Here is a 20,735-nt window from a genome sequence, read left to right as displayed (position 1 = left end):
GCGCCCAGACGTCACCCCTACGCCCCAAGGAGCCTGCGTGAGCCAGCCCCGCCGGACCTCTCGTCGCCGCGCGTGGACGGCCCTCACGCTGCCCGTCCTCCTGTGCGTACTCGCCGCGTGTTCCGCCGACCCCGCGGCCGGCGCCCGCGCCGACGCCGCCGGGCCCGCGCGGGACGCCTCGCCGACGCCCACCGGACCGCCGGGAACCCTGTTCGACAACTTCAACTACACCGGCGCCGACGACCCTTCCCTCGCCGCGCACGGCTGGCAGATCCGTACCGGCGGGGGCGGCCCGGGGATCAAGGGCACCTGGAGTGCCGACGGCGCCGCCTTCCTCTCCGACCCGACGGCCAAGGGGGGCAAAGTCCTACGACTGCGCTCCTCCACCGACGGTACCGAGCAGGGCACGACGCAGGTCGAGGTGCAGACCACGAGCCGGAACTTCTTCAAGGGCACCTTCGCCGCCCGGATCCACCTCAGCGACAAGCCCACGAACGGACGCGACGGCGACCACGTCGTCCAGACCTTCTTCCCGATCTCCCCCTCGGACTCCTCGGAGAACTACAGCGAACTCGACTTCGAGTACCTGCCGAACGGCGGCTGGGGTTCGGTGGGTCCGCAGCTCGACAACGTCAGCTGGTACAGGGCAGACCCGCCGGACCGGGTCCACAACACCCTCAAGCGGCGCCTCGAGGGCTGGCACACCATGATGATCACCGCCATGGACGGAAAGGTCACCTACTCCCTGGACGGCGAGGAGCTCTTCACCAGCTCCGGCAAGTACGTCCCGCGCGAGCAGATGGACATCCACTTCAGCAACTGGCTCATCGACCTCCCCTTCACCGGTGGCCCGCGCATCTGGGACATGAAGGTCGACTGGGTCTACCACAAGGCCGATGACGCCGTCTCCCGGGCGGACGTCCAGAAGACGGTTGACGGCTTCCACCGCACCGGCACCGACTACATCAACACCGTCCCGAAGCCCTGACCACACCCGCTGCACCGTGAGCGACTGGCCGGGGGTTTCACGGAACTGCCGACGGGGCGGCCTGCGTGGTTCCCGAATCCGGAGGTTAACGCCTACGGGCACGCTCCCCACGCAGCGATCACCTCGGTGTGGTCCAGTTGACTCCGTAGTTGCGACACGCCCTTCTCGGCCAGCACGACGACGACCAGGACGACGGAGCCGACGGCGGCGAGGACCCCCAGCGGTGACCGCCGGCCACCCGCCCACGGACGCTCCCGCAGGGAGGTCCGCCATGCACACCAGCACCCACACGGTCCTGTACGACCCCGACGGCCTGATCGAAGCCGGGCTCCCGCTCGATCGGGACCGTACGAGAGCCTCGTCACGGCCGTCCTCGCGTGGGCCGACGAGGACACCCTCACCGCCTGTGACCTGGAGCAGATCGCCCTCCAGCTGACCGGCCACGCCCGCGCGGTCGCCTCCGACGTCCGCCGCCGCGCCGACCAGCTGCCCAGGACGGCGGACCCAAGGCGCTCGCCGACGTCGTCCTGCGCGAGGCGGAAGGCCGGCTGTCCGCGACGCTGGAGGGCACAGTGCGCTGCGTCCAGAACCACGCCCGCCTCGTCCGCGCCCTCGACGAACGCCTGGACCGCCTGGAGGCCGCGCTCGCTCCGGAGAGGGTTGCACCGAGCGGGGGCTGAACCGTGGGCTGGACGGTTGCTTCCAGCTGCTTCGTCAGCGTGTCGAGTGCCTTCCTCGCCTCACCCGACAAGTCGCTGACCTGGCGCAGAACATCTTCCTGAGCGTCGGCGGGCTTGCTGATCGTTCCAGCGGAGGAGGCCTGGCCCGGCTCCCGTCTCGGATACCGTGTTCCTTTACGGGGTGCCATAACGGATGTGACGCCCCCCACCGGAGGTAGTCAGCGTATGAGTTCAAAGCGCAGCAAGAATCCAGCCCTGCCCGTACTTGACGACGCATTCCGACTCGAGTCGGTCAAGGACGCCGAAGAGTCCACCCGTGACTTGGCCGCGCGGCTGGCCACCACCGAGCTTCGCCGCGTTTCCCACCCGGGCCGGGTCACCTGGGAGCCCACCGAGCAGGCCGAGCCCGTACCGGTCCCGCCGACCGTGGTCGACGGTGACGGGGACCTGTGGCTGCGGGACCGGGGCACTGGCACCTGGACCATGCCCGAGTTCAACCCGAAGGAGTTCCCGGCCCGCTGTGGCGAGGTTCTGACGTGGAACGAGCTTGCCCGCGAGTTCGGCCCGCTTACCGCACTGGCCGACGACCGCCGCATCGGCGGCGGCCGGCGTCGCTGACCGCGCAGCCTTCTGGGATGACCGCGCCCCTGAAGCGCCCGTTACGGGTAGCTGGGAGCTCCAGCTCACCGCCGAGCTCGACGATGGCGGCGAGCAGGTGAGCGTGGTGGTGGCGTGCGCCGGCCTCGAGCAGCGTGGTGCGGGCCTGGCGTCACCCGATGTCCTCGGTGCGGCCGACGTCGGTTGACCAGCCGGGTAGCGGTCGGCCTTCAGTTGCCGTGGTGAGCGCGCGGCTCAGCTCGCCAATCGACTGCTACTAGTCGGCCAACCGCCTGAGCAGGCCGCGCACCAGCTCGTCGACGGCGGCCGCCGGGCCGGCGCCGAAGGCCCGCGCTTCGGCGGCGGCCTCGGCGAGGACCTCCGCTGCTTCCCCAGCCGGTCGGCTGTCGGCATCTCCATGACGGACACCCGCTCACGCCGCCTCGGCCACGCCCGTGACAGCGGCCATGACGTCCTCATGGCTCTTCAGCGCCATCCTGGCCTTCACGAGATCCGGGCCCCGCTCCAGCTCGCTCCAGTACGGATGTGTCGACACCGCGACCGACAGGCCCCGCACGAGATCCCACAGCCGCCGCTCCTCGGCGGCCTGCTCCGGGGTGTAGCCGGGGGACGGCTCACGCCCGCCCGTCACCTCCCCGGTATGAGGGTGCACGGTGCCGGGCCAGCCGGGCAGGGGCTCCACCGACCAGGGGTGGGCGCGGCACAGCGCCTGGTACTCGGCGCGGGCCTGATGCAGCCGGGCCTGGAGGGTCTTCAGGTCCTCGGGGAAGCCGTACGGGTCGTCCTTCTTCGCAGTGCCGTTCTCACTCACACCAGAAACGTACCTCTGTTCGATTTCTGGAAGCCACCCACCACGCACACCAGTACGGGCCGGGCCGACAGAGCCCGGCTGGGTCCTGGCCCACCTCCGCGAGCACGGCCGCCCGGTACCCGCCGCCGTCCACATCGACGACTGCCGCCTCGCCAGGAAGCACACCAAGCCCCTCACCCGAGACCAAGCCCGCCGCGCCCTGACCGAAGGCGGACTTCCGGCCTGCGAAATCTGTCGGCCGGACTCCGATTTCGGCCTGCTCGACTGACGTCGTCCCTGAGCCACGATCGTCGGCACCCATCGCCCCGCCTCGCGGTGACCCTTTCGGGCGCCGCGTCACAGACCTCGGCGGTCCGCGGGCTGACGCCCAGACGGCGCTCCCTGTTCATGGCCCCCACCGGGACCAGGAGGACGTGACCGCCGGCCTGTCCAGCTCCTGGAGCTCGGGCCCGGTCCAGAGCAGTCGATAATGCCGGTCATGGCAGATCGCAGTCCGGTACTCCGGATCGTCACCTCCGCGGCACGGGAGTCCCTGAAGCCGCTCGGCCTGGCCCGGCGAAGGCGGTCGCGGCTGTGGATTGATGATCACGGGTGGTGGCTTGGGGTTGTGGAGTTCACCCCACCGCGGATTGCCGGCAGCCGTCTGTACGTCGGTGCGATGTGGCTGTGGCACGACGTGGACCACCTGGCCTTCCACGTGGACGCAGTCCGGGTCGGCTCCGATCTGTTTCGCACCGAGGACCAGTTCACACTGCTGGCACACGAACTCAGTCGGCAGGCGGCTGCGAACGTGACCGCGCTGAGGGAGAGGTTCCCCGCTCTGCCGGACTCGGTCGAAGTGATCACGAGCCGGCACGGGTTCCTCTGGGACAGCTTCGACTCAGGGATCGCAGCCGCCCTGCTCGGGGACGCGGACACTCCTTCGATGCCTGACTGCAGCTCTGTCGATCGAGGGGCGGGCTTGTTCAGCTGATCGCATACGGCACGGGAGCCAGGCCCAGCTTGCTCCGGCATGAGTCGACGGCCCGCGTGACCCAGGCGGTCATGGCGTCGTGGTCTGCCGCGATCGCGTGGAGCTCACGAGCCTTCTCCTGGGCATCGACCATCCAGGGAACAGTGCGTCCTCTAGGAGGACTCGCTTCCGCAGCACGTCGAAGCCGGCCCGGCCGTACTCCTGATCGCTTGATCATTCTGATCCGGTTGACGTGGCCTTCAACGACGGCGGAGTTCCAGGACAGCGTAAGGCCGGTGGGGACGGGGGCGAGGCCTCGTTCGAGGCCCAGATCAGGCGGACTTCCGGCGCCGTGCGCCGACCGTCTTCTTTGCAGCGGCCTCTTGGCCGGGGCCTTCTTCGCGGGCGTCTTCTTCTTCGGCGCGGGCAGGTCGTGCACGGTCGCCTCGCCCCCGTCGCCGGTCTCACCGCGGCGCTCGCGGGCGTCGGCGACCGACTTCTCCAGGCCAGCCATCAGGTCGACGACCTGACCGGCCGGTGCCGCCTCGCCGTCCACCGGCTTGAGCGCCCGGTGCTCGGCCTTCGCCTGGATGACCTCGAGGAGCGCCTCGGTGTAACGGTCGGAGACGTCGAGGTCGGTGATCGAGCCCTCGGTTATCGTCTTCATCAGCGCGAGCGCGCCCTCGACCTCGTCGTCGGTGAGCTCGGTCTCCTTCGGGGCGCAGTACCCGCAGTTTGCAGTTCGCAGGACGGTGCGGTGGTGGAGTTTCGAAGCCAAAGTTGTTGCGGGACGGCGACGGGACTGACGGCCGGATGCTCGTCACACTGAGGCTCTCCGACCGCCGCTGGCCTTGGGCGCCCGCAGCGTCGGAAACTCGACGCTCGGGCCACAGTCGTTGAAGAACGACGGCGGTGCGGGCACTGGGCTGGATTCGGTACCCCGTCAGTGTCGTCGGCCCCGTACATGACTGACACGCTCTCCTGCTCCAGAGCGGCCTGGACGCCAGGGTCCATGCCCCGTCCTGGTCACCTCCGGCGTTCGTCACCGGATTCAAGGCCCCCCGCGCCCGCAAGCTGACCCCCGGCCAGAAGGATGTCAGGGCACGTGCCGCCGGACGCGTCCCCGTCGAACGCAGCTCTGCCCACCTGGAGAACTGGCGGATCCTCACCAAGTGCCGTACTGACCCCGCCCGCGCCACCCGTCTTGTTTCGTGTGCTGCTCGCCCTGATGAACGTCGGGGCCACTACCGACAATTGACCTCTACCGTAGGCAGCCCGCGATCAGCATCCGGAGCCGCTCGGCGCGCACATGAGTACCGCGGACTGACCGTCGGACTACGCGGAGTCGCCGGGGGTCAAGTGGCATCATCTGCCTGTCCAAGTCCATCAGCGGGTACGGGATGCTCATGACCCTCACACTGATGCGCCCCGAGTACGACATGCGGGGCCCGGGCGAGTACAACGGCACCTGCCGGAGGGCTACAACCCGCCTTCGTCACCGCCGCCCGGGCCCTGGAGGTGCACTGGTCGGACGGGGCCCTCGCCGCCCGCACCGCGGCGCTCGGGGAGCGGATACGCCGCTGCCTCACCGAGACCGCACAGTGCCACGGGCTGAGCGCTCCGCGCGGGCCGGGCCTGGCCTGGGGCCTTCCAATGGACCGCCTGGGCGCCGCCCGCGACGTGTGCGACGCCGCCTTCAGGGCGCCACAGCTGCGGGGGACCGCCGGCCCGCAGGACGAGGTGGTCAAGCTGCGGCCCCACTCTCCGTGGAGGAAGGGCAGTTGGAGCAGGGCCTGGAGACACTCGACGAGGCCGTCGTCGGCGACCGCGCCCTGGTGGCCTGACCCGGCACCCCGGCCCGACCAGAAGCAGGAGCCCCGAGCAGCCAAGCACGGGGCCAACGAACGGAGTACGGATGTCGGTCGACCTTGTCGGCTTCCTCGGCGTGGTGCTGGTGGCCTACGTCGTCCCGGGGCCGGACTTCCTGGTGGTGGTCCGCTCGGCGGCCGAACACCCGTCGAAGGGGCGGGCGGCGGCACTGGGCGCCCAGGCCGGGCTGTGCGTGCACATGCTCGCCGCCGCCATTGGCCTTTCGATGGTCGCCGCCCGCTCGCCTCTCGTCTACGACGCCATCAAGCTCCTGGGCGCCGCGTACCTCGTCTACCTCGGCGTACGCGCGGTGCTCGCCGCCCGGCGGGCCGCCCGGGAGCGCGCCGCGGGGCGGACACCCCAGGGCGAGGAGCCGTACGCGGCCGAACAGGCACCTGCGGGAGAGACGCAGTCGGGCGGCGCGCGATGGCGCTCCGGTTTCGTCCAGGGGTTCTTCACCAACGTGCTCAACCCCAAGGCGGCCCTGTTCTTCCTCAGCATCCTGCCGCAGTTTGTCAACGACGGCGGCTCGACGACCCGGCAGATCTTCTTCCTCGGCATCCTGGACGTCCTGATCGGAGTCGTCTTCTGGTTCGTCCTGGTAGCCGTCGCAGCCCAGCTGCGCGCCCTGCTGGCCCGTCCGAAGATCCGCCACCGCTGGGATCTGACGACGGGCTGGCTGTTCATCGTCATTGGCATCGGCGTCGCCGTGGTCGCGTGACCCGACGCTTCCGAAGCCTGTCCGAGACGTCCCGGTCGCCCGCGCCGACCAAGTCGCCGCTCCGGGCGTGGAGGCGACGTGAGGCAGTGGCCAGCGGACACCGCGGTGATGAACGCAATGGCACCTCGAGCCCTGGAGGACACCTACGAGAAGTGCGCGAGCGAGTCTGGAAGTTGGCCGGGACTTCGTCGCCGGACGCTTCGGGTCAGGTGATCGTGGACCTCGACGGGGTGCTGGTGCTGGCCCACTCCGACAAGCAGGACGCGGCCGCGACCTGGAAGAAGACCTACGGACATCACCCGCTGATGGGGTTCGTCGATCACGAGAATGGTGGCACCGGGGAGCCGGTGGCCGCTCTGTTGCGGCCCGGGAACGCGGGCAGCAACACCGCCGCCGACCACATCACCGCCACCCAGCTCGCCCTGGCCCAGCTTCCCAAGAGGTATCGGCGGGGCCGGTCCACGCTGATCCGTACCGACTCCGGCGGCGGGACGCGCGAGTTCGTGGCCTGGCTCGCGAAGCGGGGCCGGTGGCTGTCGTACTCGGTCGGGATGACCATCACCGAGCAGATTCATCAGGCCGCCCTGAAGGTCCCGGCCTCCGCCTGGACGCCCGCCGTCGAACCGGGTGGCGAGATCCGCGACGGCGCCTGGGTCGCCGAGCTCGACGGTGACGTACTCACCGGCTGGCCCAAGGAGATGCGGCTGATCGTCCGCAAGGAACGTCCGCACCCCGGCGCTCAGTTGCGGTTCACCGACGCCGACGGCCTGCGGCTGAACTGCTTCGCCACCAACACCATCAACAGCCCCATCGCTGAACTTGAGCTGCGGCACCGCCGACGCGCCAGAGCCGAGGACCGTATCCGCAACGCTCGCGCCACCGGCCTGCGCAACCTGCCCCTTCACGACACCGCCCAGAACCGGATCTGGCTTGAGATCGTCCAGCTCGCGCTGGACCTGCTGGCCTGGCTGCCGATGCTCGCCCTGACCGGCAAACCCCGTCTCTGGGAGCCCCGCCGCCTGCGGCTTCGCCTCTTCAGCGCCGCCGCTCAACTCGTCACCACCGCCCGCCGCCGGCACTTGAGACTCGCCCGCCACTGGCCCTGGGACAGACGTGATCACCAGCGCGATCCAGAGACTCGACGCCCTCCCGAATCCCGGCTGAGCAGCAACAACCACCCACCCCAACGAGCAGCACCACCCACTGCCGGCCCCGTAGAACCCGGCGCACACCCGACGCGACAGTCGGGCCCTCGCTCTACCCGTCACCGACCCGACAAGCCGAAACGGGCCACCGAAGAATCCGACAACCCGTCACGAAAGATCGAGGTTAGTGGTTATGTGGATGATTTCGTTGGTGAGTCACACATTGCGTCTGGTTTGAGTCGCATTTCGATGCTGTTCGTGTCGAGCTGCACGGTCGTTGTGGCGTTGGTGGTGACGCTGTTCCGTTGAAAACGGGTGCTCTCGTGTGCCGTCCGGGGGCGTTGCATGCCGTCGCCATGGCCCGGGTGGGCTTGAGGGGGCGGGGGACTGTAACCAAGACGGTGACTGTTGTGCCGTGTTGCTTGAGGTAGGCGGTTACGGTGGTTTCGTACGCGGTCGCCGCGCGGGGCGGCAACTGGCGCACGCATGGTCCGCGCGTCGACGCAGCCGCCCCAGCGCAGCGGTCCCGCGCCGTCGGCTGGAGTCGAGAGGCGCGGGTCGGGGCACGCCGCCGTGGGTCCGGAGTTCCCGGTGTGGTGATGCGCCTGCCCCCTGTGCGGCGTTTTAGGAGCCGCATTGAGTCCTATGCAGCGCGGTGTGCTTTGTGCGGGGGCACCCGCAGCTGCGCCTTTGCCGGAAGGGGCCGGCCGGTGGACTGGCGGGCATGTTCCAGGGGTCCGTCGCACAGCGCCTGCAGGACGGGGCCGGGCTCGGTGTCGGGGGTGAGGGCGAGGTCGATGTGGGCTTCGGGATGGCGGGAGGATCCCGTCATCCGTGCGCGGGCCTGGTGGACGCCGGGCAGGTGCCGGGCGTCGGCTGTCAGAGCGTCGCTGAGGGCACGCTCGTTCAGTTCCGCTGCCTCCACGGGGTCGGCGCCGACGGGTGTGGGGCCGGGATGAGTGCGGCGCAGTTGTGCCAGCAGCCACCACAGGGCGAGGAGGACGACGATGGCCAAGAAGGCGATGACCGCGGGCCACCACCATCCCTCGTCGACCCAGCGAGTGCGGCCGGCGTCATCGAGGAGTACGCCCTGGGGAGTGGTCAGGGGCCAGCCGTCGGGTGGGGTCATGCGCCAGTGCCGGTAGAGGTCGAGACTGCCTGCCAGGATAAGGAGGCCGGTGCCCAGCAGGACGATTCCGGCCAGGGCCAGCAGGACTCGGTTGACGGCGGATTTCCTCTTCATGGGATCCCATCCCTGTCTCTCGCTCGGCGGCAGGCATGCCCAGGCGCGCGGGCTACTTGCGGCGTGGGCGCACTTTGACGGTGAGCCGAGGTGGACGCGCGAGGGCGAGCCGGTCGAGTTCCGCCAGGAGAGCGACCCGGAGGTCGGCCTTGACGTCGGCGGGGGCGCGGTAGCGCACGTCCGCGCGCGCCCCGATGCGGTTGTGGCGGATCCGGATCCTGGCGGCGCTGACACCGGGGACGCGCATCGCGGCATCCCGCAGCAGGAGTTCCGCGCCGGCGCGGTCCAGCACGGCGTGCGTCTGGGCGTCGGGGGTTTTCAGGGGCAGCTGGTGGCGCAGACCATGGGTGAGTGCCATGACGAGCATCCAAAGACCGAGGACGGCGATGACGGCGGCACCGACCTGTATCCATATGTCATGCAGTGGGCGGGTGGCCAGTTCATCGGCCAGGCGCGTGCGCCAGGCCGCGGCAGTCTGGCCGGCGCGGACCCTGACGACGTCGAACAAGAGGATGCCTGCCGCGGCCCCGGTGAGCAGGGCCGTGAGCGCGGCGGGTATCCGGCGCGCGGACCAGGGGCGGGGAGTCGGCCGGCCTTCGGCCGCAGGCTGTTTGGCCAGTTGCTCTACCGTGCGGGAGGTCACCTCGTCGGCCGCGGGGAGCTGCTCCGTTGCGGCTGGGGGTTCTTGGTCGCGTTCCATGCCGGCTCTCCTTCCCGGGGGAATGCGCTCCGGTTCACTGCACGCGCCGGCGTTCCTGGCCATCTGCGGAAACCAGGTGCTCGATGGCAAGGGTCACCTCTGTGACGCGCATCCCCGTGAGGTGGGCGACCCGCTCGCTGATGTAGTGCTGCACCTGCCGGGAGGCGGTGGCGAGGTCTGTCGGATAGGGCAGGTCCACGGTCAGCCTCAGCCGTGCCGAGCCGCCGCCGATGGTCGCGGAGGCGTGCGGAGCCGCCAGTTTCGCGTGCGCGGCCGAGGTGCCTGTGTGCGCGGCCAGTGCCTCCTTCGCGGCGCGGGCCGCGATGCGGGCGACCACCTTCTCCGGAATCACGGTGGCACCGCGTTCGGCCGGCGGCAGGACTGCCGCCTGGGTGGGGTCCGCGGCGCCGGGCAGGGCAGCGCCGGGCTGCGTTGTCACTGCCGGTCCCGGGAACGGGTGAAGTCGGACATCTCGAGGTCACCCTGAATCATGAGGCCGATGATCAGGCCCACCAGGCCCAGGAACGCCACGAGCAGGAACGCCCAGAAGCCGCCGAAATAGGCGGCGAAGCCCAAGGCCATGCCGGCAAGCAGGCCCACGATTGCTGCGCTCATCTCACTCACCTGAACTTTCAGGTCGGTCGTCTTTCGTCCCGGTGGCCGTGCCGGGTCGAGGGGTCACTGCACACGGCCCGTGGTTTCCTCGTCGTCCTCCTCGTCGGGCAGGTGGACGTCGTCGACGGCGATGTTCACCTCGACGACTTCAAGGCTGGTCATGCGCTCCACCGCCGTGATGACACTGGTGCGGACGTCGCCGGCGATGTCCACGATGGCGACGCCGTACTCCACGACGACGTCGAGATCGACGGCGGCCTGCCGCTCGCCCACCTCGACCTTCACGCCGCGGGACACGCTGGGACGGCCGCCGGGAACCTTGTCCGTGACCGCCCCGAGCGTGCGGGCCATGCCTGAGCCGAGGCTGTGGATGCCCGGCACCTCACGTGTGGCCATACCTGCGATCTTTTCGACCACGCTGTCGGCGATGGTCGTCCGGCCCCGCGTCTCAGGCGCGGCCCCGGCTCCGGCCTGACCCGCGAGGGCTTTACTCGCAGAGCGTGGCGTCTTCCCGCCTGCGGTGGGGTTGACGGTGTCCGACATGAGGACCTCCCCATGATGTCGATCCGGGCGCGCCGGTGCGGCGCCCTCATGTTTTAGACACACCGCACGGATATTCCTCACGCTCGCAGCCGTACCATCGAGGAGGGCATACGCGGGCCGCGATTCTGCGACAGGAAGCGAGCGGCGGATGCGCAACCGGACGAGTTTCCCTCCCCCTCCCAGCACGGGTTTCCCCCTGCGGCCGGACTCGGTGCCCGCCGTCGCCGCTGTGGATCAGGAGGCCCCCGCGGGCCTGGACGACAGCGTGCTGGTGGTATGGGCGTGCGAAGGCGATGAGGAGGCCTTCGCCGTCCTGGTCCGGCGGCACAGCAGCCGCTTGCTCGCCCTCGCACAGCATCTGCTCGGTAACCGTGCGGACGCCGAGGACGCGGTTCAGGACGCCTTCCTCAGCGCCTGGAGGCAGCTGCCGGAATTGCGGCACGGCGCCTCGTTCGGCACGTGGATGTACCGCATCGTGACGAACTGCTGTCTCAACACCTTGCGCAGCCCGCCCCACCCGCTTCCCTTGGACACCGTTTCGGAACTTGCTGCCGCGGACGCGGGCAGCTCACCGCCCCGAGTGGCAGAGGCCGACGCAGCTACAACCGCGCTGATGCGAGCGCTACTGGGACTGCGCCCCGAGCTTCGCGCGTGCTGGGTCCTGCGGGAACTGCACGGCCTGCACTACGACGAAATCGCCCACGTGGTGGGCAGCAGCGAACAAACGGTTCGCGGCAGACTTGCTCGCGCCCGACGCATACTGATGGAGGCGATGCGCCCATGGCGCTAGAAGACCCGCCACTGGCCGACGGCGACCAGCCCGAAAGCGTGAGCGCCACGAGCGCCGAAGCACGCGGGGGACAAGCCGACATGCTTGCCGGCGCGGAGTTTCTGCCCTGCGGACGCCCCCTGGGCCACGCTTGGGAACAAGCCCGCACCCCCGTCGGCACGACAGATCCGCACGTCAGCCACTGCCCCAGTTGCCGGGAAGCCATTAAAGGGCTGAGAGCGCTGGACCGGGCCACCCGTGCTCTGCGCGCCGAGGAACGCCCCGACGGTCACAGCCTTGCCAACCGAGTCATCAGCGCTGTCCGCGCGGAGGTACGGCTTGGCACCCTATTGGGACTGGCCGACCCCGAGCACGACCTGCGCATCGCAGAAAGCACCAAAATTCTGCGCCGGGCAGCCGACACCGTGCCCGGTGCCCGTACAGCCGGCTGCCGTCTGACCCCGTCCAACGGCAACCGCACCGTCCATGCCGTTGTCTCGGTCGCGGCCAAGCTCGACAAGCCGTTGCGAGAGCGCGCCGAAGCAGTGCGCCAAGCCGTACTGCACGCAGCCGAGCATGTTCTTGGTCTCGCCGTCACCACCGTCGACGTAGAAGTCAACGCCGTGCTGGAGCCCTCCCGCATACCGAGCGGCGAGCGGGCAGAACTGAGCGAAAGATGACCGCATTCACAGGAGGGGATTCAGCGAACCGCGGCCGAAGATCATCGCCGTTCCCGGCGTAGCCGCTCGCAGTCTCACGCGCGCACCACGCGACAAGCGCAGCCACCACAAGCCGGGCCGGTATCCGCCGCGCATACCCGCAGCGGATAGGCGCGCTGCAGCCTGCACGCTGACGACCGCGTCGTAGAGGCCCGTCACGCGCCGGTCCCGGCACCGCAGACACGGGTCCGCGACGTGTTCGGAGGAAACAATCTTCATGGCGGGCCCCGCTTGCGCCAGCTCCCCGGTCGGCGCTGTGCCGCTATCCCCCCGGGAGCGCTGCAAGCCGCATCCAGACCAGAAGAAGGCAGAGTAGAAGACCGGTCTTTTTCCGTTTTGGGTGCATAATTCGCTTAGGGTGCCCCGTCCGGATATGGCACAGGGCAGCTCATCGACAGACCGCGCCATGCACGGGTGCGGGAGGTGACAGAGATGGCGGCTGGCAAGAAGGTCAAGAACGTAGCCAAGAAGACCAAGGGCAAACTGAAGGAAACCACCGGTCAGGCTGTCGGCAACGAGAGCTTGGAGGCGAAGGGGGCCCGCGAGCAGATGGCGGGCGATGCGAAGCAGACCATGCAGAAGGCCAAGGACACGCTCAAGCATTGACCCCACACTTGGAGCCCCGGTACCGGGGACTTCCGGGAAACCCATAGACAAGGGCCGACGTCTCACGTCGGCCCTTGTCGGCGGCCGCCCGGATGGCACGGCCTTGTGTGCGGCTATCTGCGCCGCCGACGCGGACGGCTTGCTTTGTCCTCGTCGTCCTCGTCGTCCTCGTCGTCCTCGTTTTCTTCGTCGTCCTCTTCAGGACCCTCTTCGTCCTCGTACTCCTCCTCGTCCGCTTCGTCGGCGTACGTCCCGGGTTCCTCTTCGTCCTCCCCGAAATCTTCGTCCTCCTCAGGTTGTCCGTCCTCGCTTTCCTGCCCTTCCTCGTCTTCGTACTCGCCTTCGTATGCGCCTTCCTCCTCGTCGGTGTCCTGGTCTTCCGCTTCGCCTTCTTCTTCCAGGGCTTCCTCGTGGGTGCGGACCACCTCGCCGTCACGGATCTCGCCACGCCAGCCTTCCGCCTCATCGGTCGTGAGCGAGACGTGCCGAAGGAAATGCTTGAGGTCCAGGCGCAGGCGCCGGCCTTGAGCGCGCCACACATTGCCGGTCTTCTCGAAGAGTCCGGAGGGGTAGTACTCGACCACTGCGATGATGCGGGTCAGCGTCGGCGTGATCTCGTGGAAGCTGACGCAGCCGCGTGTGGTGCCCTTGGGGCCTTCGGAGGTCCATACGATCCGCTCGTCCGGTACCTGCTCCTGCACGGTGGCCTTCCAGCCACGTGTCGACGGCCCGACCTTGACCTTCCAGTCGCTGGTGGTGTCATCGTTGCGGGAGACGTCGCGTACACCCTTGGCGAAGCCGCTGAAGTCCTCGTACTGCGTCCAGTGGTCGTACACGGTGCGCAGCGGCAGGCCGACATCGAGGAACTCGACGATGTTGATGACCTTGCCGCCGCTCTTACGGCCCTTCTTGCCCTTGCCGAACATCTGGGAGGCGGCGCCAGTCACCTTGTCCTTGAGGCCGCTCATGCCCTGGCTCATCATCGCCTTCATGGGCGAGTCGCCCTGCAGCATCCGCCCCCCGATACCGGCGACGTCGGACAGCTTCCCGTTGCCTTCCGCCACGTCCTGGAGCTGGCCTGTCACATCACCCAGCTTGTCCGACGCCTTGTCCGCGAGCTGCCCGGCCTGAGCCCCCAGGAACGTGGTCAGCGCTTCGAGCAGCTGGTCAAGCCCGGACTTGGGCCCTTGCGCGCTGGCGCGGTCTGACTCTGCCATGACCTACCTCCGCGTGGACGGCTTGCGGCCCGGTGTCTTCTTCGCCGCAGTCTTCTTGGCTGCCGTTTTGCGTGCCGGAGTGCGCGCTGCGGTCTTCTTCGCGGCTGTCTTGCCCGCCGCGCCGCGCGCCGCGGTCTTCTTCGCCGGGGCCTTCGCCGGGGCCTTCGTCGCTGTCTTCCTGGCAGCGGTCTTGGACGGCGCGGTCTTCTTCGCGGCTGCGGTCTTCGACGTGGTCTTCGCCGTCGGCGCCTTCTTCGCAGCGGTCTTCTTCGCAGCGGTCTTCCGTGCCGGGGCCTCTGAGGGAGCTGAGCGGCGCGCCGTGCGAGCGGGTGCGTCCTGGGCAGCCCTGGTTCGGGGCCGGCCGCGCCTGCGGGGCGGGGGTTCCTCCTCAGGTTCCTCTTCTTCCTCGGGTTCCTCTTCCTCGGGCTCGTAGGCGTTCTCGGCTTCGCCCCCTTCCTCCTCGCCCTCTTCCTCCTCGCCCTCCTCTTCCTCGCCCTCTTCTTCCTCGTCTGCCTCAGACTCCTCGTAGCCTTCTTCGGCTTCCGGCTCCTCGTAGCCCTCCTCGTCCTCGTCTTCGCCTTCGGTTTCCTCTGCGTCCTCGTACTCCTCGGGCTCCTCCTGGTCCTCTTCGTCTTCCGTTGCGGTGACGCTGCCCAGTTCGGAGGTCCGCTGGTGCAGCGAGCCGGCGAGGTCGGCGAGCTTGCGGTTGGCCGCGGCTCCCAGAGCCTTCTTGCCTGCCTCCAGGGCTTCACCGCGAAGCTGGTCGCTTATCTCAGCGAACTGAGGCGTCTCCTTGAGCTTGGTGAGGCCCTGCGCCATGAGCTGGCCGGGCTCGAGACCGAAGCGTCGGCCGGCGAGGTAGGTCGCCGCGGTGAACGCGAGGCGGCCCTTTTTTGTCCGTCCGAGTACGTAGCCCCCGGCCACGGCGGTCGCGAGCGCGATTTTGGTTGTGTCCTGCATGAGCTGCTGTCCCTTCACCAGGGCGCTTGCGGGCTGTACGACGCTGCCCAGGAACACCGTCTGGGTGGGTCTGCGGATGTGCCGACTGCTGTGTGATTGGCGCCGGCTGAAGTACGCCCCGCTCAGGCGGCCTGTAGGCCGCCTCCCCTAACGCGGAACATATTTCCCTATATGCTGACATTATAGATTCTGCTAGCGGTATTCCCCCAGCGGAGCGTCCGATGGCCGCAGAACCGGCACGACCACGCAGAGCCCGTCCCCGCCCGACCGAGGAACACGTCGAGACGCAGGACAGGGCCCCCGCACACCGCACCTCCGCCTCCAAGCGGAAGGCCGGGGTTCCCAGCGCGGCTTCGGCGATGCGCTCCGCAGCCGGGCAGCTGGCCCAACTCCTGGGCCGCACCCCCGACTCCGTCTCCTCCCTCAAACCGACCGAGGACGGCTGGCAAGCACAGGTGGAAGTAGTGGAACTGGAACGCATCCCCGACACGACCAGCGTGATGGCCAGCTACAAAGTCACTCTGGATCCGGAGGGACAACTGGTCTCCTACGAACGCACCCGCCGCTACAGCCGAGGCATGATCGACCGGCCGACCTGACACCAGATCGCCGGGAAGGGAAGCGCCATGACCATGGTGCCGCAGAGCGGCAGCAGCGTAAGCAGAGGCACAAGCAATTCGGGCAGCCTCTACGACGTCCTGGAACTCATACTCGACCGCGGTCTGGTCATCGATGTGTTCGTCCGCATCTCGCTGGTAGGCATCGAACTCATCAAGATCGACGCCCGCATCGTGGTGGCCAGTGTGGACACCTACCTGCGCTTCGCCGAAGCGTGCAACCGCCTCGATCTCGAAGCAGGCCGCAAGGCGCCCGCCCAGCTCCCCGAGGTCGTCGGAACGATGATGGAAGGCGGCGCCCGCGGCAAGTCCAAGGGCGCGCTCAGCGGAGCGGTCGACGCCGTGACCGAATCCCTGACTGGCCGACCTTCCAAGCAGGAGGAGGAACTGGAGGAGGAAGCCGAAGAGGAAGCCGCCCCCAGAAAGCGGCGTCCCGCCCGGCGCCCGGTACGCCGGGAGAGGGAGTGACCGATGGCGCTCTACGTATACGCGATTACCGGCAAGGACCACCCGCGACGCCTGGAGGGCCTGACCGGAGTCGGCTCGCACCCCGCACCCGTGCGCGCGGTCGCCGCCGGGCCCCTGTACGCGGTGGTCAGCGACATCTCCGAAGAGATCCGGCCCAAGCGCCGAGACCTCCAAGCACACCAGGAAGTCCAAGAGCGCCTCATGGCCGGTGCAGTGGTCCTACCGCTGCAGTTCGGCTACATCGCCCGCGATGAGCAGGCCGTACGGCAGGCCCTGGAAGAGAATCCGGATGGCTATCTGGCCACTCTCGAACGACTAGACGGCTGCGCCGAGTACCACGCAAGGGCGACCCAGGCGAACGAGGATGAACTGCTGCGCCAGATCCTGCAGGACTCCCCCCAGGCGAGGGAACTCAACGAGCGGATCCGATCTGGCGCGCAGGATCCGCAGCTGCCCCTCACGCTCGGCGAACTCGTCGCCCGCGAAGTACAAGAACGCCAGGATGCACTGGCCGCCGGGCTGGTCCAAGCACTGACTCCCTACGCGCGAGAGCACGTCACTCATCCGCCCTCGCCCCCTGACTTCCTCAATCTGTCGCTGCTCGTACCGCACGAGCGCAAAGACGATTTCCTGGCAGCGCAGACCGGACTCGCCGCGCAGATCGACGGCGGCGTCGACTTCCGGCTCACCGGCCCCCTGCCCCCTTACAGCTTCGTCCAATGACCAGCCGCGATGCTTCGAACGCGGAAGGAGGAGACGAACCATGGGACTGCTGAGCCGCCTGTTCACCCTTCCCATCGCACCGGTGGAAGCCGTCGTATGGGCAGCCCATCGGATCGCCGAGAAGGCCGAAGAGGAGTACTACGACCCGGCCCCGATCTGGCGCGAACTCGCCGACCTCGAGCGGCGCCTGCTGCGCGGCGAGATCGACCAGGAGACCTTCGACCTCCGGGAGGATGAACTGATCGACCGGCTGACAGAGATCGCGGAGTTCCGCCAGCAATTTCCCTGATGGGCAAGGGAGGCTTCCCTCGTGTCTGAGCCACTACCCGACCGGCTGGGATCCTTCCCGTCCCGCGCCGCCCCGATGCCGTACGGACAAAGCACCTCCAGCCTCGCCGACATCCTGGAGAGAGTCCTGGACAAAGGCATCGTCATCGCCGGTGACATCCGCATCAACCTCCTCGACATCGAACTGCTGACGATCAAACTCCGGATCCTGGTCGCCTCCGTCGACAAGGCGAAAGAGATGGGCATCGACTGGTGGGAGCACGACCCCTCACTCTCCTCCCGGCACACAGGCAGCCCCCTCGAGCAGGAAAACCGCCGCCTGCGCGCCGAGCTGGAGGCCCTGCGCCGCGACCGCATCGACGGCCAAGAATTCCCGCCCCGCACCACCGGCGAGGAACCCGAGACGGGCGGGGGAACCGCACGGGGGCGCCGCACATGAACACAACCGACGACACCCTCACCTACGTCTACGCCGCGGCCCTGCTTACGAAAGACCTCCGCGACGCCGCCGGCAGCCTCCGCGGGATCTACGGATCACCCGTTCTCTTCCTCACCGCCGGCCCTACCGCCACCCAGCCGGCCCTGGGCTTCGCCACCAGCCACGTTCCCCACCGTGACTTCAGCGAGCACGCGCTGAAGAACCACTTCGAGGACCTGGACTGGCTCGAGAGCGTCGCCCGCGCACACCACGATGTCGTCCAGGCACTCTCCCTGCACGCCACCGTCCTGCCCCTGCGTATGGCCACCGTCTATCAGGACGACGACCGCGCCCGCCAAGCGCTCGCCGAACAGCACAACGCATTCGCCGACAGAATCGCCCAGCTCGCCGACCACACCGAATTCGGCGTGAAAATCTACCTCGCCTCCACCACCGCCCCGCCCGATACCGGGCCCGCCGCCGACGCCGGCAACACTCCCGGCAAGGCGTACCTCCAACGCCGCAGGGCCCAGCACAACGCCCAGGAAGCCGTCTACAGCCAGGCGCAGAAGGCCGCCGCAGCCATCGATGCCATCACCTCCCGATACGCCTCACAGCGCGTGCGCCACCCCACCCAGAGCGGCACCCTGAGTGGTCCCGCTGAGAACGTCCTCAACGACGCTTACCTGATCCCCGACCCGTACGCGGAACAGTTTCAGGCCGCCATCGCCGAGGCCGCCGGAGTCTTCGACGACGTTCGTGTCGAGGTGACCGGTCCCTGGGCCCCCTACTCCTTCGCCATGCCGCCGGCCGAACGCCACAACGCGGCTACCGGCGAGGAGCGCACCCCATGACTGTCGACAGGTATGGAGAGCCGCTTCCCGGGCGCCAGGTGGCGCTCGTGGACCTTCTCGACCGGCTGCTCAGCGGCGGCGTCGTCATCACCGGCGACATCGTTCTCTCCATCGCCGACATCGACCTCGTCCGCATCTCCCTGCGCGCGCTCATCGTGTCCGTGAGCTCCGAGACACGCCCAGCCATCGCACCGCAGGAGGGCGGCCCCCGTGAGTGAAGAACGCGAACACTCCCAGCGGCCGTCCCGCCGCCCATCCCCGCCCCCACCACCCGCTCTGGACGGCGTCGGCGACACCATGTCCCAGGCTTTCCGGCTGCTCCAGGCACCCCCCACGCCACGCGAGGCAACCCCACGCCCAGCCCACCGCATGTACACCGACCGCGACACGGTCGAAGAAGACCTCCTCAAACTCGTGCTCACCCTCGTCGAACTCCTGCGCCAGCTCATCGAGCGCCAGGCATTGCGCCGCGTGGACGCAGGAGACCTCACCGACGAACAGGAAGAGGAGCTGGGAGCCACACTCCTGGCCCTCCACGACCGCCTGGCCGACCTGTGCGCCCAGCACGGCTACGCACTGGAGGACCTCAACCTCGATCTCGGCCCGCTGGGCCCCCTCCTGCCGCCCCGCACCTAGCGCAAGCTCCCGCGGGCCCACCGACCCTGCCGCCGCCCCGAGCGCCCCGCCGCTCGACTCAGCTACCTCCCACCGCTCAGGCGTTCGGAGCAGCTGCGCTGGCCGTCGGCGGCATCCGCGGTGGACGGTGGTAGCAGCGCCGCTTCCTACGACGACGGCGTCCCCGCCGCATGCCGTAGGGAGCCACATGACGTCCGAACGCAACACAGTCCTGCGCAGCCTCCACGATGTCGGGCTCGCCGCTTGGTTCGGCGGCTCGTTGATGGGCGCGGTCGGCCTCAACGGCGCAGTGAAACACCATCCCAGGCCATGGAAAGAGAACGCGGCACTCGCCAGCTCCGGTTGGGCGAGGTGGACACCGGTCAGCGCTGCCGCGATCGGCATGCACCTGGTCGGCGCCGGCGGACTGCTCGGGACCAACGCTGCCCGTGTCGCCACCCAGCAAGGCGTCACGGCCTCCACCTTGGCCAAGACCGTCCTCACCGGGGCCGCTCTCGCCGTCACCGCATACGCCCGGACGCTGGGCAAGAAGATCGAGCTGGTCTCCGTCGGCCTCCCACAAGACGCAGAAGACGCCGAAGGCCGCCCATACGACACGGTCAAAGCTGAACGTCAGCTTTCCTACGCGCAGTGGGCGGTTCCGGCTCTCACGGGCGGCCTGCTGATCCTCAATGCCCTCCACGGCGAACAGCAACGGCCCACATCACAGCTCCGCGGCATGTGGCAGCGCGCCAGTCAGCTTGCTCCCCACGTACCCGACGTGCAAGACGTCCGGAATCGATACCGCACACGGTGATGGCCTCACGCGGGCTAGCTACACGCACTGCTTACGGCGATCCCGCCGCCAGCCATAGTGCAGTCGGGCCGGTACCGCTCATCGGGTCCTTGCTGCGTCCGACAGAAGTAGCCCACCAGCCCGGCTCCGGGCGTACAGCCGCTCAGCGGGCAATCATCACAGCACGGGCACTCAGGGCGCGGGCCCCCGACGAGGATCGAAGCCGGAAAGCCAGCGTGCCTGGGAGCGCACCACTGACGCAGCCGCGGCCGATACGGCCGGGACGGAGAAGCACCCCGATGACCAGCCCGCATGACAGCAACGAGTCTCCCTATCCCTCTGGAGAACCGGGCGCCGGAGCCGACGGCCAGCCCACGGCCAAAGAGAGGACCGCCGCGATCAAAGACCACACCATCGCCGCAGCCAAACAGGCCACCGCCCAGGCCCGGGCGAAAGCCGGCCACGCGACCGAGCTGGCAAAGAACAAGACACCCGAGCCACTCCTGCACACCGTGAACCAAACCGCTTCGCACGTCCGCGACACCGCCCGCCGAGCCGGCCACCTCGCAGCCGACAAGACCCCCGACGCCGTCCGCGCAAAGGCTGCTCAGACGGCGCACGCGCAGGGTCCAAGTGGGTTCCGCTGCTCTCGGCGACAGCCGCCTTCCTCGTCTTCGTCGTGATGCGCCGCCGTGGGCGCAACTGCTAACGAGTTGGTGCGTGATAGTGGGTGAGGCGTGTTTGACCTGCTCATGGCCTGTTCTCAGGCGGTGGTGCAGCGGTCAGATATGAGGTTGGCG

The 20,735-nt window shown here is 68.7% G+C and carries 27 protein-coding genes and 2 pseudogenes; 20 read left to right on the top strand and 9 right to left on the bottom strand.

The genetic code is table 11. The features are described 5' to 3' along the window. The first annotated feature begins 37 nt into the window (after positions 1 to 37). The 3 genes and pseudogenes from ABZ567_RS20300 to ABZ567_RS20290 all read left to right on the top strand — a co-directional run bounded on the left by ABZ567_RS20300 (position 38) and on the right by ABZ567_RS20290 (position 2,286). Entirely contained in the window at positions 38 to 988 is a 951-nt protein-coding gene (locus ABZ567_RS20300) for a glycoside hydrolase family 16 protein (protein ID WP_360791794.1), read from the top strand. 271 nt (positions 989 to 1,259) lie between these two features. Beyond that, positions 1,260 to 1,668 (top strand): annotated as a pseudogene (locus tag ABZ567_RS20295) (DUF6415 family natural product biosynthesis protein). Positions 1,669 to 1,893: 225 nt separating this feature from the next. Then, entirely contained in the window at positions 1,894 to 2,286 is a 393-nt protein-coding gene (locus tag ABZ567_RS20290) for a hypothetical protein (protein ID WP_360791792.1), read from the top strand. 412 nt (positions 2,287 to 2,698) lie between these two features. On the opposite strand, the gene ABZ567_RS20285 is transcribed toward ABZ567_RS20290, so the two are convergent. After that, the gene (locus tag ABZ567_RS20285) at positions 2,699 to 3,097 is read right to left on the bottom strand and encodes a hypothetical protein (protein WP_360791790.1); all 399 of its coding nucleotides are present in this window, start codon (positions 3,095 to 3,097) and stop codon (positions 2,699 to 2,701) included. On the opposite strand from ABZ567_RS20285, the gene ABZ567_RS20280 reads away from it, so the two are divergent. Together ABZ567_RS20280 and ABZ567_RS20275 are read left to right on the top strand one after the other, a co-directional pair. Beyond that, positions 3,081 to 3,365, top strand: a complete 285-nt coding sequence (locus ABZ567_RS20280; protein WP_360791787.1) for a DUF6233 domain-containing protein — start codon at positions 3,081 to 3,083, stop codon at positions 3,363 to 3,365. The genes ABZ567_RS20285 and ABZ567_RS20280 overlap by 17 nt on opposite strands. A gap of 210 nt (positions 3,366 to 3,575) precedes the next feature. Beyond that, positions 3,576 to 4,070: a hypothetical protein gene (locus ABZ567_RS20275; protein ID WP_360791784.1), complete on the top strand. Its 495-nt coding sequence runs from the start codon at positions 3,576 to 3,578 to the stop codon at positions 4,068 to 4,070. Here the strand turns inward: ABZ567_RS20275 and ABZ567_RS20270 are convergent. Beyond that, positions 4,063 to 4,827 carry a hypothetical protein gene (locus ABZ567_RS20270; protein ID WP_360791782.1) on the bottom strand — a complete coding sequence of 255 codons (765 nt, stop codon included), beginning with the start codon at positions 4,825 to 4,827 and terminating at the stop codon, positions 4,063 to 4,065. The genes ABZ567_RS20275 and ABZ567_RS20270 overlap by 8 nt on opposite strands. A 1,137-nt stretch (positions 4,828 to 5,964) precedes the next feature. On the opposite strand from ABZ567_RS20270, the gene ABZ567_RS20265 reads away from it, so the two are divergent. Both ABZ567_RS20265 and ABZ567_RS20260 read left to right on the top strand, forming a co-directional pair. Beyond that, positions 5,965 to 6,639, top strand: coding sequence for a LysE family translocator (locus ABZ567_RS20265; RefSeq protein WP_360791780.1), 675 nt, complete (start codon positions 5,965 to 5,967; stop codon positions 6,637 to 6,639). A gap of 149 nt (positions 6,640 to 6,788) precedes the next feature. Further along, positions 6,789 to 7,803, top strand: a pseudogene (locus ABZ567_RS20260) (IS1380 family transposase); the annotation flags it as partial. A 624-nt stretch (positions 7,804 to 8,427) separates the two neighbouring features. Here ABZ567_RS20260 and ABZ567_RS20255 read toward each other — a convergent pair. From ABZ567_RS20255 to ABZ567_RS20235, 5 genes are all read right to left on the bottom strand, one after another. Beyond that, positions 8,428 to 9,027 carry an alkaline shock response membrane anchor protein AmaP gene (locus tag ABZ567_RS20255; protein WP_360791777.1) on the bottom strand — a complete coding sequence of 200 codons (600 nt, stop codon included), beginning with the start codon at positions 9,025 to 9,027 and terminating at the stop codon, positions 8,428 to 8,430. A gap of 52 nt (positions 9,028 to 9,079) precedes the next feature. Beyond that, positions 9,080 to 9,727 carry a DUF6286 domain-containing protein gene (locus ABZ567_RS20250; RefSeq protein WP_360791774.1) on the bottom strand — a complete coding sequence of 216 codons (648 nt, stop codon included), beginning with the start codon at positions 9,725 to 9,727 and terminating at the stop codon, positions 9,080 to 9,082. Positions 9,728 to 9,761: 34 nt separating this feature from the next. Continuing rightward, positions 9,762 to 10,166 (bottom strand): Asp23/Gls24 family envelope stress response protein, encoded by a 405-nt coding sequence (locus ABZ567_RS20245; protein ID WP_360791772.1) that lies wholly within the window; start codon positions 10,164 to 10,166, stop codon positions 9,762 to 9,764. Further along, entirely contained in the window at positions 10,163 to 10,342 is a 180-nt protein-coding gene (locus ABZ567_RS20240; protein ID WP_360791770.1) for a hypothetical protein, read from the bottom strand. The genes ABZ567_RS20245 and ABZ567_RS20240 overlap by 4 nt, the downstream gene beginning before the upstream one ends. A gap of 63 nt (positions 10,343 to 10,405) precedes the next feature. Then, a complete protein-coding gene (locus tag ABZ567_RS20235) occupies positions 10,406 to 10,885 on the bottom strand; it encodes an Asp23/Gls24 family envelope stress response protein (protein ID WP_360791767.1) in 480 nt (159 codons plus the stop codon). Between the two features lie 211 nt (positions 10,886 to 11,096). Between ABZ567_RS20235 and ABZ567_RS20230 the strand changes: the two genes are divergently transcribed. The 3 genes from ABZ567_RS20230 to ABZ567_RS20220 all read left to right on the top strand — a co-directional run bounded on the left by ABZ567_RS20230 (position 11,097) and on the right by ABZ567_RS20220 (position 12,979). Then, the gene (locus ABZ567_RS20230; protein ID WP_360791764.1) at positions 11,097 to 11,675 is read left to right on the top strand and encodes a sigma-70 family RNA polymerase sigma factor; all 579 of its coding nucleotides are present in this window, start codon (positions 11,097 to 11,099) and stop codon (positions 11,673 to 11,675) included. Next, positions 11,666 to 12,334, top strand: a complete 669-nt coding sequence (locus ABZ567_RS20225; RefSeq protein WP_360791761.1) for a hypothetical protein — start codon at positions 11,666 to 11,668, stop codon at positions 12,332 to 12,334. Before ABZ567_RS20230 ends, ABZ567_RS20225 begins: the two co-directional genes overlap by 10 nt. 471 nt (positions 12,335 to 12,805) lie before the next feature. Beyond that, positions 12,806 to 12,979, top strand: a complete 174-nt coding sequence (locus tag ABZ567_RS20220) for a CsbD family protein (RefSeq protein WP_360791759.1) — start codon at positions 12,806 to 12,808, stop codon at positions 12,977 to 12,979. A gap of 113 nt (positions 12,980 to 13,092) precedes the next feature. Here ABZ567_RS20220 and ABZ567_RS20215 read toward each other — a convergent pair whose 3' ends face one another. Together ABZ567_RS20215 and ABZ567_RS20210 are read right to left on the bottom strand one after the other, a co-directional pair. Beyond that, on the bottom strand, positions 13,093 to 14,196 hold the full coding sequence (locus ABZ567_RS20215) for an SRPBCC family protein (RefSeq protein ID WP_360791756.1): 1,104 nt from the start codon (positions 14,194 to 14,196) through the stop codon (positions 13,093 to 13,095). Positions 14,197 to 14,199: 3 nt separating this feature from the next. Continuing rightward, positions 14,200 to 15,156, bottom strand: a complete 957-nt coding sequence (locus ABZ567_RS20210; protein ID WP_360791753.1) for a histone protein — start codon at positions 15,154 to 15,156, stop codon at positions 14,200 to 14,202. 221 nt (positions 15,157 to 15,377) lie between these two features. On the opposite strand from ABZ567_RS20210, the gene ABZ567_RS20205 reads away from it, so the two are divergent. The 10 genes from ABZ567_RS20205 (at position 15,378) to ABZ567_RS20160 (ending at position 20,618) form a co-directional block, all read left to right on the top strand. Beyond that, positions 15,378 to 15,755: a gas vesicle protein gene (locus ABZ567_RS20205; RefSeq protein ID WP_360791750.1), complete on the top strand. Its 378-nt coding sequence runs from the start codon at positions 15,378 to 15,380 to the stop codon at positions 15,753 to 15,755. 27 nt (positions 15,756 to 15,782) lie between these two features. Continuing rightward, positions 15,783 to 16,241 (top strand): gas vesicle structural protein GvpA, encoded by a 459-nt coding sequence (locus ABZ567_RS20200; RefSeq protein WP_360791748.1) that lies wholly within the window; start codon positions 15,783 to 15,785, stop codon positions 16,239 to 16,241. A gap of 3 nt (positions 16,242 to 16,244) precedes the next feature. Next, positions 16,245 to 16,964, top strand: a complete 720-nt coding sequence (locus ABZ567_RS20195) for a GvpL/GvpF family gas vesicle protein (RefSeq protein WP_360791745.1) — start codon at positions 16,245 to 16,247, stop codon at positions 16,962 to 16,964. Between the two features lie 40 nt (positions 16,965 to 17,004). After that, positions 17,005 to 17,253 carry a gas vesicle protein GvpG gene (locus ABZ567_RS20190; protein ID WP_360791742.1) on the top strand — a complete coding sequence of 83 codons (249 nt, stop codon included), beginning with the start codon at positions 17,005 to 17,007 and terminating at the stop codon, positions 17,251 to 17,253. Between the two features lie 75 nt (positions 17,254 to 17,328). After that, positions 17,329 to 17,691: a gas vesicle protein gene (locus ABZ567_RS20185; protein WP_360792310.1), complete on the top strand. Its 363-nt coding sequence runs from the start codon at positions 17,329 to 17,331 to the stop codon at positions 17,689 to 17,691. Beyond that, positions 17,688 to 18,524 (top strand): GvpL/GvpF family gas vesicle protein, encoded by an 837-nt coding sequence (locus ABZ567_RS20180; protein WP_360791739.1) that lies wholly within the window; start codon positions 17,688 to 17,690, stop codon positions 18,522 to 18,524. Before ABZ567_RS20185 ends, ABZ567_RS20180 begins: the two co-directional genes overlap by 4 nt. Continuing rightward, entirely contained in the window at positions 18,521 to 18,742 is a 222-nt protein-coding gene (locus tag ABZ567_RS20175; RefSeq protein ID WP_360791736.1) for a gas vesicle protein, read from the top strand. Before ABZ567_RS20180 ends, ABZ567_RS20175 begins: the two co-directional genes overlap by 4 nt. Before the next feature lie 79 nt (positions 18,743 to 18,821). Beyond that, positions 18,822 to 19,160, top strand: a complete 339-nt coding sequence (locus ABZ567_RS20170) for a gas vesicle protein K (protein WP_360792308.1) — start codon at positions 18,822 to 18,824, stop codon at positions 19,158 to 19,160. Between the two features lie 187 nt (positions 19,161 to 19,347). Next, positions 19,348 to 19,956 (top strand): hypothetical protein, encoded by a 609-nt coding sequence (locus tag ABZ567_RS20165; protein ID WP_360791733.1) that lies wholly within the window; start codon positions 19,348 to 19,350, stop codon positions 19,954 to 19,956. A gap of 278 nt (positions 19,957 to 20,234) precedes the next feature. Beyond that, on the top strand, positions 20,235 to 20,618 hold the full coding sequence (locus tag ABZ567_RS20160) for a hypothetical protein (RefSeq protein WP_360791731.1): 384 nt from the start codon (positions 20,235 to 20,237) through the stop codon (positions 20,616 to 20,618). The last annotated feature ends 117 nt before the right edge of the window (positions 20,619 to 20,735 follow it).

This window comes from Streptomyces sp. NPDC016459 (assembly GCF_040632845.1).
Taxonomy (GTDB): domain Bacteria; phylum Actinomycetota; class Actinomycetes; order Streptomycetales; family Streptomycetaceae; genus Streptomyces.
The sequence above is the reverse complement of the archived record's forward strand: the minus strand, read 5'-3'. Positions and strand labels throughout refer to the sequence as shown.

Coding starts and splice junctions, on each gene's coding strand:
- ABZ567_RS20235 (WP_360791767.1), bottom strand. CDS start 10,885: ATGTCGGACACCGTCAACCCCACCGCAGGCGGGAAGACGCCACGCTCT.
- ABZ567_RS20190 (WP_360791742.1), top strand. CDS start 17,005: ATGGGACTGCTGAGCCGCCTGTTCACCCTTCCCATCGCACCGGTGGAA.
- ABZ567_RS20220 (WP_360791759.1), top strand. CDS start 12,806: ATGGCGGCTGGCAAGAAGGTCAAGAACGTAGCCAAGAAGACCAAGGGC.
- ABZ567_RS20275 (WP_360791784.1), top strand. CDS start 3,576: ATGGCAGATCGCAGTCCGGTACTCCGGATCGTCACCTCCGCGGCACGG.
- ABZ567_RS20205 (WP_360791750.1), top strand. CDS start 15,378: ATGGCCGCAGAACCGGCACGACCACGCAGAGCCCGTCCCCGCCCGACC.
- ABZ567_RS20160 (WP_360791731.1), top strand. CDS start 20,235: ATGACCAGCCCGCATGACAGCAACGAGTCTCCCTATCCCTCTGGAGAA.
- ABZ567_RS20225 (WP_360791761.1), top strand. CDS start 11,666: ATGGCGCTAGAAGACCCGCCACTGGCCGACGGCGACCAGCCCGAAAGC.
- ABZ567_RS20240 (WP_360791770.1), bottom strand. CDS start 10,342: ATGAGCGCAGCAATCGTGGGCCTGCTTGCCGGCATGGCCTTGGGCTTC.
- ABZ567_RS20195 (WP_360791745.1), top strand. CDS start 16,245: ATGGCGCTCTACGTATACGCGATTACCGGCAAGGACCACCCGCGACGC.
- ABZ567_RS20290 (WP_360791792.1), top strand. CDS start 1,894: ATGAGTTCAAAGCGCAGCAAGAATCCAGCCCTGCCCGTACTTGACGAC.
- ABZ567_RS20180 (WP_360791739.1), top strand. CDS start 17,688: ATGAACACAACCGACGACACCCTCACCTACGTCTACGCCGCGGCCCTG.
- ABZ567_RS20165 (WP_360791733.1), top strand. CDS start 19,348: ATGACGTCCGAACGCAACACAGTCCTGCGCAGCCTCCACGATGTCGGG.
- ABZ567_RS20200 (WP_360791748.1), top strand. CDS start 15,783: ATGACCATGGTGCCGCAGAGCGGCAGCAGCGTAAGCAGAGGCACAAGC.
- ABZ567_RS20170 (WP_360792308.1), top strand. CDS start 18,822: ATGTCCCAGGCTTTCCGGCTGCTCCAGGCACCCCCCACGCCACGCGAG.
- ABZ567_RS20175 (WP_360791736.1), top strand. CDS start 18,521: ATGACTGTCGACAGGTATGGAGAGCCGCTTCCCGGGCGCCAGGTGGCG.
- ABZ567_RS20255 (WP_360791777.1), bottom strand. CDS start 9,027: ATGAAGAGGAAATCCGCCGTCAACCGAGTCCTGCTGGCCCTGGCCGGA.
- ABZ567_RS20215 (WP_360791756.1), bottom strand. CDS start 14,196: ATGGCAGAGTCAGACCGCGCCAGCGCGCAAGGGCCCAAGTCCGGGCTT.
- ABZ567_RS20250 (WP_360791774.1), bottom strand. CDS start 9,727: ATGGAACGCGACCAAGAACCCCCAGCCGCAACGGAGCAGCTCCCCGCG.
- ABZ567_RS20265 (WP_360791780.1), top strand. CDS start 5,965: ATGTCGGTCGACCTTGTCGGCTTCCTCGGCGTGGTGCTGGTGGCCTAC.
- ABZ567_RS20185 (WP_360792310.1), top strand. CDS start 17,329: ATGCCGTACGGACAAAGCACCTCCAGCCTCGCCGACATCCTGGAGAGA.
- ABZ567_RS20210 (WP_360791753.1), bottom strand. CDS start 15,156: ATGCAGGACACAACCAAAATCGCGCTCGCGACCGCCGTGGCCGGGGGC.